Raw genomic sequence first — 14,578 nt, forward strand, 5'->3', positions numbered from 1 at the left:
GGCGTCAGAACTTGAAGCCGACGCCCAGGCTGACCTTCCGCCCCGTGAACGAGGTGTAATAGGGGTCCTGGCGCACCGAGTCATAATAGAATTTGAGCGACTCGTTGGTGATGTTCTGCGCCTCGAGCCGGATCTGCACCTGCGGCGTGATCTGGTAGGAGGCCGCCATATCGACGAACACGGTCGAGTTCGCGCCCTGCACATCGTTGACGGTGTTGCCCGCCGCGTCGGTGCCGATGCGCGAGGTCGGCACGGTCAGCAGATACTTGTCGCGATAGGTCGCGGTGCCACGGATGCTGAACTTGTCGTCCTCGTAATAGAGCGTGCCGCTGAGCGCATGCTTGGACAGGTTCACCAGATCGCGCACCAGCGTGTTGGTGCCGGTGCAGGCCGCGCCCGAGGTGCGGCAATAGGTGATCTGCGAGTCGACGAAGGTATAGTTCGCCAGCATGCCGAAGTTGCGGAAGGTGTCGCCCAGGAAGTCGAAGCCGGTCTGCACATTGACCTCGACGCCCTTGAGCGGGCCGCCCGGCGTGTTCTGCCGGCTGCTGACGGTGAATTCGGTCGCCGCGGTGTTACCCGACCCCTCGATCAGCGACAGCGGCAGCCCGGTCGCGGCGAACGTCTTGGTTTCGGTCAGCGACTGGATGTAGGTGTCGATATCCTTGTAGAAGCCGCCGACCGCGATCAGCCCACGCCGCCCGAAATAATATTCGAGGCTGGCATCGACCGTCTTGGCGCGGATCGGGTCGAGGTAGAAGTTCGGACCCGAGATGGTGCGCGTGTTGAGCGCGATGCTGACGCCGGCCGGCAGGATCTGGGTCAGTTCCGGCCGTGCCATCACCTTCGCCGCGGCGAAGCGCAGGATCAGCTTGTCGGTCAGGTCGATCGCGACCGTCGCCGAGGGCAGCCAGTCGTCATATTCGCGCTCCAGCGTGCGCGTGACGCCGACAACGGTGCCGCGGCCGCTCTGGTTGGTGTGGACATAGCGCACACCGATATTGCCGCGCAGGCGCACGCCGATATCGGCATCGAAATCGACCATGCCGTAAGCGCCGGTCACCTTTTCGCTCAGCGTGTCGCGCACCGGGATCGGCGCGAGCGCATAGGTGCCGGTGGCGTCATTGCTGAAGTTGATCAGCGCGTCGAGCTTGTCATAGTCTGGCGCCAGCCAGCTGCCACCGACATTGCCCGGCATCGACGATCCAAACCCGTCGATCAGGGTCATCACCGAGGCGAGCGAGGTGCCGGCGGGCACGTCGCCCGTCGTCAGATTGCCCGCGCGGCTGCGCGAATAGCGTTCGAAATTGCCCTCGCGATACTGCACGCCGGTCCGCACCTTGAACCCCTCGGCCAGCGCATAGGTCGCGTTGAACTCGGCCGTCAGATTCTCGGTGTCTTCCTTGTTGTCGCCCTTGTTCAACAGGTTGCGGAAGATGGTGACGCTGCCCGCCGTGACGTTCGGCGCGAACAGATAATTGGCCGCGTTGGTGGTATCGAAGCCCCAGTTGATCGTCGGGATGCTGCCGCCGCCACGGAAATCATAGGAGAAGTTCTGGACGTCGTTGGCGAAGAAACTGATCTGCGTCGAGACCGGGTTGTGCATCGTCGAGTTCGACAGGCCGACATAGGCGTCGAATGTCAGCTTCCCCAGCTCCTGCGAGAAGGTCGCGTTGATCTGACGGAAGGTGGTCGTGTATTTGCGCAGCGCGATATCGTTCGAAATGTCGATATTGTTGAACTTCGCGTACAGTGTGCTGCCCAGCGGATCGACCGCGATGTCGGTGACCGTCGTGATCGGCTGGCCGTGATTGTTGAGCCCGCGTGCGAACGAGTTGGCGGCGAAGCTGTAATCGCGGCGAGTCACGTCGTACCAGCTGTACAGGCCGTCGAGCGAGAAGTGCGTGCCCTCGGCCGGTTCAGCCTCGATCGTCACCGTCGCGCCAAGCCGCGAATAGTCCTGGTCCGAACGCAGCCAGCGCGGGCTGCGATAGATGAACGCGTTGCGCGCCGTTTCGTAATTGGCAACGTTGGTCGCGCTGTTCGGCAGGCGCGGCAGCCCGGTCGCGCAGTTCGCAGCGTCAGTGCCGATCGCGGCGGTGTTTACCGGGTTCTGCGGCGCGTAGCCGACCGGTGAGCAGAAGCCGCCCTGTTGCGTGCCGCGATATACTTCGACCGCCGACCACGCCTCTTCGCGCGTGTGGCGCTTGGTATAGGCGATCGATGCGGCGATGCCGAGCGTGCCGTCGAGGAACTTCTTCGAGACGAGGCCGGTTACGCGCGGGCTGAACTTCTCGCGCAGATCGTCATAGGTGCCCTGCGCGCTGGCGGCGAAGGTGAAGTCATCTGCATAGCCCAGCGGGCGCGGCGTGGTGAGATCAACCGTCGCGCCGAGCGAGCCTTCGTCGGTGTCGGCCGAGTAGGTCTTGCGCACGGTCAGTTCGCTGAACAGCTCCGACGCGAACACGCTGAAGTCGAACGAACGCGACGAGTTGAAGCCGGCGCGGATGTCGGACGAGTTGGTCGAGCTCGACCCCTGCATGCCGTTGAGGCGAACGCGCGTGAACTGCGCACCAAGGCCGCGGACCGAAATGGTCTTGCCCTCGCCGCCGTCGCCACGCGCCAGCGCGACGCCCGGCAGGCGCTGCATCGATTCAGCGAGGTTCGAGTCCGGGAACTTGCCGACATCCTCGGCCGAGATCGAATCGACCACGCCGGTTTCGTTGCGCTTGGTCTGAAGCGATTTCTCAAGCGATCCGCGGAAGCCGGAAACCACGATCTCCTGCTCGGTCGCGTCATCGGCGGATGCGGGCGCGTCCTGGGCTACAGCGGGCGCGGCCCAGCACAAGCCGGCGGCCAATGCCACGAGCGAAGGGTTCAATGCGCGATTACGAAAATTGCTGGCCATTCCCGGACCTCCCCTGATTAGCTGGTCCTCACCGCTGTCTCGCGCGCTTGACCAAACCTGTAAGACAGATATAGTTGTATGATGACTGATAACGCAAGCGGTTTTTGCATGCGTTAGACAGCGCTAAAAAATCGTTTTAGAAGAGGATGTTAAATGAGCTCAAGGCGTGGCTTGATCATGGGAGCGCCAGCGCTGGCACTCCTAACCGTTTCCGCGGCGCCTGCCCTTGCCCGCAAGCGACTCGTCGACATCCGCAGCCATGGCGCGGTCGGAGACGGGCGCACCGTCAACACCCGCGCGATCCAGAAGGCGATCGACGCCTGCGCGCGGGCGGGCGGCGGCATGATTACCGTGCCCGCGGGTGTCTTCGTCAGCGGATCGATCGTGCTGAAGCCGGGCGTCGGGCTGGAGCTTCAACGGAACGCCGTGCTGAAGGGCTCGTCCAATCTCGACGACTATCCGCTGGTGCTACGCCGCTTCTGCGAAGCCTATCCCGAAGCGGTGCGCATGGCGCTGGTGACCTCGGTCGGCAATCATGGGCTGCGCATCGTCGGGCCGGGCACGCTCGATGGGCATGGCGATCCGTTCTGGCGGCGCTTCTTCGACATGCCGGAAGAGTATGTCGGCAAGACCAAGGTCGTTTACGGTTTCCCGCAGATCGCCTTCATCCAGGACTGCAACGACGTGCTGGTCAGCGGCGTGACCTTCAAGGACGCGGCATTCTGGAACCTGCATATGTACCGCTGCCGCAATTCGGTGGTCGAGGATTGCAGTTTCGAGGTGCCGCACGAAATCCGCGCGCCGAGTTCGGACGCGATCGACATCGATAGCTGTCAGGACATCGTCGTGCGCCGTTGCCGCTTCTCGGTCGATGACGACTGTATCGCGCTGAAGGGCACGCAGGGACCGGGCGCCGCCGCCTATGCCGAGGCGCCGCCGGTCGAGCGCATCCATATCCATGATTGCGTGTTCGTTCATGGCCTCGGCTGCGTCACCTATGGCAGCAACGCGACGGTCGTGCGCGATGTGCGAGTCGAGCGCATCACCAATGTCGGCGACATCCCGACCATCCGTTTCAAGGTGCGCCCGGATACGCCGGGCCAGGTCTATGAGAAGCTTCGCGTCAAGGGCATCCGCCTCGCCGAAGCGCCGACGCCCTATGGCCCGCGCTGGCACAATGGCGAGGTATTCCACGGCTATGGCAAGCCCAATTGGAGCGAGAGCGACGCCGCGGTCGGGCTGATCGTCAACGCCCGGCTGGTGCACGGCACCAAGGTCGAGCCGCGCATGCCCGGCGCGATCATCCGCGACGTGGTGATCGAGGATGTGAAGGGCACCACACGCCGCTTCGGCAACATCTCCGGCAATGCGACCAGCGCGATCTCGAACTTCCTGCTCAAGGATATCGACGTGCGGCTGACCGACACCGGCGACCGCCAGAAGCTGATCGCACGCGACACCAAGGACATCCGTTTCGAGAATGTCCGCGTCAACGGCGTGCCGGGTCAGATCATCAGCTGAACCCGGCGCCGCGCGTCAGAGCCGGTAGGCGGACCGAACCAGATTATAGGCGAGGTCCGCCGCCACCGCCTGCGCCTCATCCATGTCGATGCGGTGCTCGGCGACCAGCCGCGCCAGGAACGAGCAATCGACGCGCCGGCTCATGTCGTGCCGCGACGGGATCGACAGGAAGGCGCGCGTGTCGTCGTTGAAGCCGACGGTGTTGTAGAAGCCGCCGGTCTCGGTCACCTGCTCGCGAAAGCGCCGCATCCCTTCCGGGCTGTCATGGAACCACCAGGCCGGCCCGATGCGAAGCGCCGGGTAATGGCCCGCCAAGGGGGCAATCTCTCGCGCATAAGTACTCTCATCGAGCGTGAAGAGGATGATCGTCAGGTCGCGATTGTTGCCGAACGCGTTGAGCAGCGGTTTCAATGACTTCACATATTCGGTGCGCGAGGGCCAATCGTCGCCCTTGGCCTCGCCGAAAATGCCGGTGACCGCCGGGTTCTGGCTGCGCAGCGCGCCGGGATGGATCTGCATGACAAGGCCGTCATCGACGCTCATCCGGGCCATTTCGGTCAGCATCTGGCCGCGGAAACGCTCGGCGTCGTGCGCATCGCCCTGCCCGGTAGAGACGCGCGCATATAGCGCCGCTGCTTCTTCCTGCGGCAGATTCTCGGTGTGCGCGGTCGGATGGCCGTGATCGGTCGAAGTGCAGCCGCCATGCTCGATGAAATAGCGCCGCCTAGCCCGCAGCGCGGCGAGATAGCCGTCCCAGGTGCCGACATCTTCGCCGGTGATCCGGCCCAGCTCGGGCAGGTCGCGGGCGAAGCGGGGATGTTCGGGATCGGTGACATTGTCGGGTCGGAAAGCGGTCAGCACGCGCCCGCCCCAGCCGCTCGTCTTGATCGCGCGGTGATGGCGCAAATCGTCGAGCGGGTCTTCGGTCGTCGCCAGCACCTCGATCCTGAACCGCTCGAACAGCGCGCGCGGGCGGAAGTCATCCTGCTTCAGCTTGGCGTCGATCTGGTCATAGATCACGTCCGCCGTCGCCACGCTCAGCTTCTGCGGAATGCCCATGATCTCGTGCAGCGCGTGGCCCAGCCACATCCAGCTCGGCGTGCCGCGCAGCAGGTGGAAGTTCTTGGCGAAGCGCCGCCAGATTTTGCGCGGATCGGATTGGGTCCAGCCGCCATCGATACGCGGCACGCCCAGTTCCTCGAGCGGCACGCCCTGCGAATAGAGCATGCGGAAGATATAGTGATCCGGGATGATGAACAGCGAGGCGGGGTCGCTGAACGGCTCGTTGGTCGCGAACCAGCTGGGATCGGTATGGCCGTGCGGGCTGACGATCGGCAGGTCACGCACCGAGTGGTAGAGCTCGCGTGCGATGGCCCGAACGCCGGGATCGGTCGGCAACAGCCGGTCTTCGTGAAGGCGGTAAGGGGTGGTCATCGTCAGAAGCCTTGCGAGGCGCCGCCATCGACCGGCAGCAGGACGCCGGTCACGAAGCGCGCGGCGGGGGAGCAGAGATAGACGGCGGCGAGTCCGATATCCTCGGGCTCGCCGAAGCGGCCCATCGGCGTGCGCTGAAGGATGCGGTCAGACCGCGCGGGATCGCCGTCGAGCGCGCGGCGCAGCATCGGCGATTCGATCCAGCCGGGCGCGATCGCGTTGACCCGCACGCCCTGCCCCGCGACTTCGCACGACAGCGCGCGCACCATCCCGACATAGGCCGATTTGGCGGCGGAATAGGCGACGACGCCCGGCATCCCGATCAGCGAGGTCATCGACGCAGTGAACAGGATGCTGCCATGCCCGGCGGCGAGCATGCCGGGCAGCACCGCCTGCGTGAGCGCATGCGCGGCCAGCACATGCGTGTCGAGCATCATCGAAAAGTCCTCGACTGGCGTGTCGACCGCCAGCTTCTTGAAATTGATCCCGGCATTGTTGAGCAGGATCGAAACCTTGCCGGTCTTCGCAATCACGCGCTCGACCAGCGCCGGCAACGCCGCGAAGTCGGTGACGTCCACCGCTTCCCAATGCGCGCCCTCGCCCAGTTCCTCGGCCGCGCCGCGCACCATCTCCTCGCGGCGGCCGACGAGCACGACCTGCGCGCCGGCGGCGTGCAACGCGCGCGCCATGCCGAGGCCAAGGCCCGTGCCGCCGCCGGTGATCAGCGCGACTTCGCCATCGAGTCTGAAGGGGTCTGGGCGAAACGGATCAGGCTGCACTGCGGCACCCCCGATCGAGATCCGGCGTGTCCTGGTGCTTGTACATCACGAAATACTCCCTGTGCCCGAGCGCTTCGGGCTTGCTCGCCTGCCCCGAGGCGACATCGGCGACCATCGCCGCAAGCTCGCCGGCGGCCGCGTCCAATGACAATTCGCCGGCCAGCACGCGGCCCGCGTCGAAATCCATGTCCTCATGCATCCGCGCATAGGTGCGGCTGTTGCCCGTCACCTTGATCAGCGGCGCGACCGGCGATCCGATCACGCTGCCGCGCCCGGTAATGAACAGCACGATCTGGCTGCCACCCGAGATCAGGTCCATGATCCCTTCGGTATCATTGGGGTTGGTATAGCCGAACTGCATGAAGTGCGGATCGGGCACCGAGTCCATGACCCACATGCCAGGCCAGGGCGGGCTCTCGCCGACCTTGATCACGCCCTGAATGGGCCGCGATCCGCTCTTGGCGAATGCGCCCATGCTCTTCTCTTCGATCGTCGTGAGACCGCCCGCGAAATTGCCGGGTGACACCGAATATTGCCGGACCTCCCGGCAATAATGCTCGGCCTTGGCATAGGCGGCTTCCAGCTCGCCGCGCGCGCGATCATCGGCGGCACGTGCAAGGATGATGTCCTTGAGACCGATCATCTCGACAACCTCTTCGCAGATCGCCGAGCCGCCGGCATCGACCACATAGTCGAACAACCGCCCGACCACCGGATTGCCGACCAGCCCGCTGGTGCCGTCGGACCCGCCGCATTCGGCGCCCAGCGTCAGGTCGCCAAACCCCATCGCCACGCGCGACGTCTCGCGCATGATCCGCTCGCGTAAGGACCGAACGATGTCCTTGCCCTTCTCGGTCGAAGAGCGCGTCCCGCCGACATCCTGGATGAAGAAGGCATCGGCCGGCCGGCCGCTCTTCTCCACAGCCTCGGCGATCTTCGCCGGCTGGGTATATTCGCAGCCCAAGCCGACTGACAGCACCGCGCCGACATTGGGATGCCGCGCGAGGCTGAGCACCAGCCGGATCGCGTACTGATTGTCGTAGCAGCCGGGAAAGCCGATGACCTGCACGTCATCCTCACCCGCCGCGATGGCGTGCGCGACGTGCGCGGCGCATTGCACGGTGTAGATGACGAGGACGAGGTTGCGCACGCCCTTGCGCCCGTCCGGCCGCAGCCAGCCCTGCCATTCGCGCGCGCCGAGTGCAGTGTTTGGCACCTCAGTCATAGCTCATGTCCTTGGCCGCGCCGGTTTCGAGATCGAAGCTGCCGGAGCGCTCGTCGAAGCGGCTCGTGCAATTGTGCAGATGGACCCAGTCGCCCGCGCGAATGGCGACGCTGGCGAGGCCGATCGGGATGCCGAACTTCACCACCGGCGCGCCGGCCGCGATGTCGGCCAGCGCGACCTTGTGGCCGAGCGCCACCGGCTCGCGCAGCTCAATCTCGTTCCCCGCGACGATCGTCACCGCCCCTTCGCCATCGCCGAGCAGCGTCGCGACATTGTCGTCAGGGTGGATACGGAACGCGCTGGTCATCGCCGCCTCACAATATCCCGTATTTGGCGAAGGCGGCAGTGCTCGACATGCCGGCCTCGATCTCCTGCCGCACCAACTTCTCGCCGCGTGCCTTTTCCAACGCGCGTTCGACCACTTCGGCCTCGACCGCGCGCGGAATGACGACCACGCCGTCGAGATCGCCGAACACCAGATCGCCCGGCTGCACCGTCACCGGTCCCACCTCGATCGGACAGCGATAGTCGATCACCTTGGTGCGCACCCCCGAATCCTGCGCGAAGCGGCCGCGGCTGAACACCGGCCAGTCCTGTTCGAGCACCTGTGCCGTGTCGCGGTGATAGCCGTTGACCACCGCGCCATTGGCGCCGCGCGAGCGCGCGGTCGCGGTCAATATCTCGCCCCAATAGGCGCAGCGCATCGCGCCGCCGCTGGCGAGGTAGATGTCGCCGGATTCGAGCTGGTCGAGCGCCTCGGTCAGCTTGCCGAAGGGCTGCGCCTGTGGGCCATAGACGTCGATCATCAGCACCGGCATGGCGCGGCCGATCAGCTTCATCTCGGTCAGCATCGGCTGGATCGGCTGCGGCAGGAACTGATGCACCAGCCCCAGCGTGTCGAGGATATCGCCGACCACCGGCGTGTAGAGTTCCGTGCGGAACAGGTCGAAAACCGTCTTGTCGTCCATCATGCTTCCAGTGTCGAAGGAGCGGCGGCTGGACGGCGCACGATCAGCGCCATGACCAGAACCGCCAGCGGGTAAGCGAGTGCGGCGCCGATGAAGAGCACCGAATAATTGCCGCCGGTCGCGTCGAGGATGCGGCCGACCGCCATCGCGACGAACATGCCGACGATGCCCGCCGCAAAGCCGCCCATGCCGATCACCGAACTGACGCCGCGCGAAGGCACCGTGTCCGATGCCAGTGTGTAGAGGTTGGCCGACATGCCCTGATGCCCCGCCGCGGCGAGCGCGATCATGAACACCGCCGGCCACAGGCCCGACACGCCGGCGATGAACGCCACGGGGATCGGGCACAGCGCCATCAGGAACATCGTCGCCAGCCGCGCCGGCACCGGGCGCATCCCGCCGCGAATCAGCCGCGAGGAAATCCAGCCCCCGGCGATGCTGCCGACGTCCGCGACCAGATAGATCACCACCAGCGGCGCGATCGATCCCATCATGTCGATGCCGAAGCGGTCGTGCAGGAAACCGGGCACCCAGTTGAGGTAGAACCACCACACCGGACTGGTCATCAGCATGCCGACGACATAGGCCCAGGTGCCGCGATATTTGAGCAGCGAGAGCCACGGCACATGCGGCTGCGGCGCGGGGTCTTCGCCGGCTTTGATAAAGCCGAGTTCTTCCGCCGACAGCCGCCGCTGCCGTTCGGGCAGCTCGTAGAAGCGCAGCCACAGCACCAGCCAGATCAGCCCCAGGCTGCCCGCGATCAGAAAAGCGGCGCGCCAGCCGAAAAAGGCCACGACGAACGGCAGGCTGATCGGCGTCACGATCGCGCCGATATTGCTGCCCGCGTTGAAGATGCCGGTCGCGAAGGCGCGCTCCTGCGGCGGAAACCACTCGCGCACCGCCTTGATCGAGGCGGGAAAGTTGCCGCCCTCGGTGATGCCGAGCATACCGCGCGCGATCTTGAACCCCAGGACGGTCGACATGAGGCCATGCGCCGCGGCGGCGAGGCTCCAGCCGAACACCGCGAGCGAAAGTCCCTTGCGCACGCCGATCCGGTCGATCAGCCGCCCGCCGAGCAGATAGCCGAAGGCGTACATCAGCGAGAAGGCGGCGATGATGTCGCCATAATCGGTCTCGCTCCAGCCGAACTCGGCGTCGAGCGTCGGTTTGAGTAACCCGAAGATCTGGCGGTCGATGTAGCAGATGGTGGTCGAGGCGAAGAGCAGCGCGCAGATTACCCAGCGGTATCGCCCGCGCGGTGGCGCAGCCACGGGGACCGGGTCCCGCGCACTCGATTCGGTGGTCATCGCCAAAGCACCTCTCGCTCGCGGCTTCGCCGCGTTGCATCCTTATCCTGTAAGACAGGATGATCGTTTTCAAGTTGTATGACAAGTCGCAATTTGCAATCTGGGGCGGCGACAGGCGATATGTGCCGCGCGCATCGTGGCGGAGGATGGGTTGGAGGCAGCGAACGAGGATGATGGCGGGCTGAAGTCGATCGGGCTGGTCGATCAGGTCATCGCCTATCTGCGCGACCATGTCGCGGCGGAGCAGCTTCGTCCGGGCTCGCGCCTGCCCAGCGAGACGACGATCAGCAATATGCTGGGCGTGAGCCGCCCCGTGGTGCGGGAGGCGATGCGCACGCTCGCCGCAACCGGCCTGGTCGAGATGGCGGTCGGCAAGCGCGCGACGATCGTCCCGGTCGATGGCGGCATGATGTCGCGCGTGATCAGCAACGCGGTGCTGATCGGCCAGGCGAACGAGAAGGACATTCTCGAACTCCGCCGCGGTGTTGAGATCGCGATGGTCGTGCTCGCCGCGCAGCACCGCACCGACGCGCAAGCGGCCGAGCTCGAAAAAATCGCGGTCGAGATGGCGCGGCAAATCGACGATGGCGACCGCTATCTCGAACTCGACCTCAAACTCCATGTCACGCTGGCCGAAGCCACCGGCAATCCGCTCTATTCGCTGCTGATCGATGCGCTACGCCAGTTGATCCTCGTCGCCATGAGCACGGGCCGGGAACGCTGGTCGCAGATCGAGGGACTCGATCGCGTGCAGGAGCTGCACGAAGCGATCGTCAAGGCCGTGGTCGCCGGCGATCCTGCGGCCGCCGCCTCCGCGATGGCGCAGCATTTCGACGACGCGCTCACCGTCATTCTCGCGCCGATCGTCGCCAAGCCGAGCCAGCCGGTCGCGATGGATTGATCGGCACCTCGCCGCCCGCTACAATCCTGTAAGACAAGTTTGGGGAGCGGGATGCGCATCGAGAAATTCGAGACCTGGATCTGCAACCGGCCCAAGGGCCTGTTCGACGAGGATCGCGAGGGCGCCGCGCCAATGCCGTGGAGCTATGGCGTCGGCCGCATCACGACCTCGGACGGGATCGAGGGCATCGCCACCTTCTGGGCGGCGCGCTCGGGTGCGGTCACCGACGCCTATCTGTCGGACGTGATCGCCCCGGTCATTCTCGGGCGCAGCATCCACGACCGCGAGGCGATCTGGCACGATTTCTGGAATATCGATCGCCACGGCGCCTTCTTTCCAGTGTTCCTGCCCGGCCCGATCGACGTCGCGCTGTGGGATGCCGCGGCGCGCACCGCCGGGCTGCCGCTGCACAAATATCTCGGCAGCTATCGCACCAGCCTGCCGGTCTATGCCAGCAGCCTGTGGCTGCCGGGCATCGACGATTATGTGCGCGAGGCGCTCCACTACAAGGAACGCGGGTTCAAGGCATACAAGGTCCATCCATGCGGACCGAGCAGCCTCGACATGCAGATCCACGCCGCGGTGCGCGAGGCGGTCGGGCCGGACATGATCCTGATGACCGACCCTGTCGCCGAATATTCGCTGCATGAGGCGATCAAGGTCGCGCGGCACCTGGAAGAACTCGACTATTACTGGTTCGAGGAGCCGTTCCGCGATTACGAGCTCGACAAATATGCCAAGCTGAGCGCCGCGGTCGACATCCCGATCGTCGGCACCGAGACGACGCGCGGCGGGCCGTGGGGCGTGGCGCAGGCGATCAAGGCCGACGCGCTCGACATGGTCCGCGCCGACGTGTCGTGGAAGGGCGGCATCACGGGCACGCTCAAGGTCTGCCACCTCGCCGAAGCGCACGGCATGAACTGCGAGCTGCACACGACGACGATGGGGCCGATGGACATCGCCAACATCCATGTCGCCTGCGCCGTGCGCAATTCGGAATATTTCGAGCTGTTCGTGCCCGAGGACACGTTCCAGATCCCGATGAAGCAGAGCCTGCGCGACTTCATGGACTCAGACGGCAACATCCACGCCCCGGACGGTCCCGGTCTCGGCATCGATATCGACTGGGACCTGGTCGAGAATAATTGCGTGTCGAAGCGGACCTTCAACGCCTGATCGGGCGCTGCCGGAGCAACAGGGGTTTCGCATCGCTACCCTGAAGCGGCCCTGGATGCGCTGGTCCGCTCCTTTCACTGGCGACCGATCGGCACTTGTCCTCGCGCGCAATCCGGTGTGCAGTCCATTCCCGGAGTGTCGGCATCCCCGGCGTTTGCGCTTGGCCATCTTGACCTGAGCCTGGCGTCACCAAGCGAGCGGCGGGGGCAGGCTGGGAGTGTGAAATGGATCGACGGCAGTTTCTGACGAACGCCGCTTCACTCGGAATCAGCGCCGTCTGGGCGGGGCAGTCGGCGGCGGCGCCGTCGCGGGTCGCCTGGCGAGAGGATCGTGCGCTTTATCCCCAGGGCGTCGCGTCGGGGGATCCCGACGAGCATAGCGTCGTGCTGTGGACCCGGCGGCCGTTCGATCAGGGCTCCGGCCAGACGCTGACGGTCGAGGTGGCGCTGGATGCGGCATTCCGGCGCGTCGTCGCCACGGCGCGCACACCGGTGCTCGCCGCAGCCGACTGGACCTGCCGCGCGCTCGTCGGCGGCCTCTCGCCGGCGACGGTCTATTGGTACCGCTTCACCGACGCGACCGGGGCCGGCAGCCGGATCGGGCGCACCATCACCGCCCCCCGCGCCACCGATCCGCGCCCCGTCCGCTTCGCCTTCGTGTCGTGCAACACCGTCAACGAAGGCGCGCAGAACGCCTATCGCCGGATGATCTGGGAGGACGAGCGCGCGCCGGCCGACCGCAAGCTGGGCTTCGTGCTCCATCTCGGTGACTTCATCTACGAGGTCGTCCAATATCCCGACGAGGTGAAGACGCGCTTTTCGCGAACGATCTATGACATCGGCCGCGTGCCCGATGCGCGCAAGGTCGGCAATTTCCACGTGCCGACCAATCTGGCCGGCTATCGCTTCGTCTATCGCGCGCATATCGACGACCCCGACATTCAGGACGCGCGCGCGCATTTCCCGTTCGTGTGCATGGGCGACAATCACGAATTCTCGTGGCAGGGCTGGCAAAGCTTCACCCGGTTCGGGGGCAAGGTCGAGCCCGCCCAGCAGCTGCGCGTCGACGCCAACCAGGCATGGTGGGAATATATTCCGTCGCGCGTCCGCAAGGCCTCCGGCCCGGGACTCGATCAATTCGCGCCGCCCGCGGTGACCAATGCGCCGATCGAGCGCTTCGACGAAGACGGCTTCGGCACCGAAGCCAACAACCGCGCGGCGGTGGGCAGCATGACGGCCTATCGCGCGCTGCGTTATGGCCGGAACGTCGATCTGATCCTGACCGACCTCTTCAGCTACAAGGCGGCGGACCCGACCGACCGGCCCGAGGCGCAGGCGCTCGATTCGGGCGGCTATCCCGTCGTTCCCGGCGAGTGGCTGGAAATCATCGACGGCGGGAAAGACTATGCGGGTGGCAACCCGCCGGCCACGATCGCGATCGGCGACAAGCGCATCCCAAATTACCGCAAGGACGAGCCCGCCCGCACCGTGCTGGGTCGCGAGCAGAAGGCATGGCTGAAGGAGCGGCTGACGAAATCGACCGCGACCTGGAAGATCTGGGGTCTGACCAACGGTCCACTCGTCATGCGGACCGACCCGCAGAACCTGCCCGCCGGGCTGGTGAAGGACAAATGGCCGGGCACCGGCTATGGCAATTTCGGCGGCGTCGATTTCAGCGGCACCTTCAACGAGCGTGCCGAAATCTACGACCTGATCCGTGACCGCAAGATCCCGGGCTTCGTCACCGTCTCGGGCGATCGCCACAGCTTCTGGGCCGGATACGCCACGCCCAGGCTGCCGCCCGCAGGCTTCGATCCGGTAGGCCTGAGCTTCATCACCGGATCGATCTCCGCGCCGGGCCTTGGCGAAGCGGCCGAGTTCTTCAAGGATTCAGCCCTGCGCCCGCTCTACGTGCGAAAGCCCGAAGGCGCCCCGCCCGAACACACGATCAACCTCACCATCAAGCGCGGCGTGCGCGCGGCGCTGGAATATGCGGCGAGCGGCGACATCGAGAAGGCGCGCGCGGCGACCAATCCCGGCGTCGCACCGCATCTGGCGTTCGTCGACATGGCCGGGCACGGCTATTCGGTGGTCACTGCCGGACCGAAAACGATCGACACCGAATTCGTGTGCATCGTCCGTCCGATCGCGCGTGCGACGACCCCGGACGGCGGACCGCTGCGTTACCGGGTATCGCACCGCGCAAAGCTGTGGCGACCGGGCACGCCGCCGAAGCTCGAGCAGACAATGCTCGAAGGGGACGCAAAACTGTCGATCTGAATCCCGCTCGATCGAGGGCAGCAAGGCAAGCCATTTTCGATATTCGCCAGAATCTCGCGCGGGCGTGCCGCTCATCCCGA

General features: G+C 65.4%; 11 protein-coding genes. 4 read left to right on the forward strand and 7 right to left on the reverse strand.

The window, feature by feature from the left end; all coding sequences use genetic code 11:
• Positions 1 to 4: 4 nt before the first annotated feature.
• Entirely contained in the window at positions 5 to 2,908 is a 2,904-nt protein-coding gene (locus M9978_RS11665) for a TonB-dependent receptor (RefSeq protein WP_254293337.1), read from the reverse strand.
• A 177-nt stretch (positions 2,909 to 3,085) separates the two neighbouring features.
• Between M9978_RS11665 and M9978_RS11670 the strand changes: the two genes are divergently transcribed.
• Entirely contained in the window at positions 3,086 to 4,429 is a 1,344-nt protein-coding gene (locus M9978_RS11670) for a glycoside hydrolase family 28 protein (RefSeq protein WP_254293340.1), read from the forward strand.
• Positions 4,430 to 4,444: 15 nt separating this feature from the next.
• Here the strand turns inward: M9978_RS11670 and uxaC are convergent, their stop codons facing one another.
• Genes uxaC through M9978_RS11700 form a run of 6 tightly spaced genes read right to left on the reverse strand, consistent with a single transcriptional unit; the run spans position 4,445 to position 10,142 of the window.
• Positions 4,445 to 5,863 (reverse strand): glucuronate isomerase, encoded by a 1,419-nt coding sequence (gene uxaC, locus M9978_RS11675; RefSeq protein ID WP_254293342.1) that lies wholly within the window; start codon positions 5,861 to 5,863, stop codon positions 4,445 to 4,447.
• Between the two features lie 2 nt (positions 5,864 to 5,865).
• The gene (locus M9978_RS11680; protein WP_254293344.1) at positions 5,866 to 6,642 is read right to left on the reverse strand and encodes an SDR family NAD(P)-dependent oxidoreductase; all 777 of its coding nucleotides are present in this window, start codon (positions 6,640 to 6,642) and stop codon (positions 5,866 to 5,868) included.
• The gene (locus M9978_RS11685) at positions 6,632 to 7,867 is read right to left on the reverse strand and encodes a UxaA family hydrolase (RefSeq protein WP_254293346.1); all 1,236 of its coding nucleotides are present in this window, start codon (positions 7,865 to 7,867) and stop codon (positions 6,632 to 6,634) included. Before M9978_RS11685 ends, M9978_RS11680 begins: the two co-directional genes overlap by 11 nt.
• Positions 7,860 to 8,174: a UxaA family hydrolase gene (locus M9978_RS11690; RefSeq protein WP_254293348.1), complete on the reverse strand. Its 315-nt coding sequence runs from the start codon at positions 8,172 to 8,174 to the stop codon at positions 7,860 to 7,862. Before M9978_RS11690 ends, M9978_RS11685 begins: the two co-directional genes overlap by 8 nt.
• A gap of 7 nt (positions 8,175 to 8,181) precedes the next feature.
• Positions 8,182 to 8,835, reverse strand: coding sequence for an RraA family protein (locus tag M9978_RS11695; protein ID WP_254293350.1), 654 nt, complete (start codon positions 8,833 to 8,835; stop codon positions 8,182 to 8,184).
• Positions 8,835 to 10,142 carry an MFS transporter gene (locus M9978_RS11700; protein WP_254293351.1) on the reverse strand — a complete coding sequence of 436 codons (1,308 nt, stop codon included), beginning with the start codon at positions 10,140 to 10,142 and terminating at the stop codon, positions 8,835 to 8,837. The genes M9978_RS11695 and M9978_RS11700 overlap by 1 nt, the downstream gene beginning before the upstream one ends.
• A gap of 151 nt (positions 10,143 to 10,293) precedes the next feature.
• Between M9978_RS11700 and M9978_RS11705 the strand changes: the two genes are divergently transcribed.
• From M9978_RS11705 to M9978_RS11715, 3 genes are all read left to right on the forward strand, one after another.
• Positions 10,294 to 11,043, forward strand: a complete 750-nt coding sequence (locus tag M9978_RS11705; protein ID WP_254293353.1) for a FadR/GntR family transcriptional regulator — start codon at positions 10,294 to 10,296, stop codon at positions 11,041 to 11,043.
• A gap of 51 nt (positions 11,044 to 11,094) precedes the next feature.
• Complete coding sequence (locus tag M9978_RS11710; RefSeq protein WP_254293355.1) at positions 11,095 to 12,219, forward strand: enolase C-terminal domain-like protein; 1,125 nt, start codon at positions 11,095 to 11,097, stop codon at positions 12,217 to 12,219.
• A gap of 224 nt (positions 12,220 to 12,443) precedes the next feature.
• Entirely contained in the window at positions 12,444 to 14,498 is a 2,055-nt protein-coding gene (locus M9978_RS11715) for an alkaline phosphatase D family protein (RefSeq protein WP_254293357.1), read from the forward strand.
• The last annotated feature ends 80 nt before the right edge of the window (positions 14,499 to 14,578 follow it).

It is taken from the genome of Sphingomonas tagetis (genome assembly GCF_024211275.1).
Taxonomy (GTDB): Bacteria; Pseudomonadota; Alphaproteobacteria; order Sphingomonadales; family Sphingomonadaceae; genus Sphingomonas; species Sphingomonas tagetis.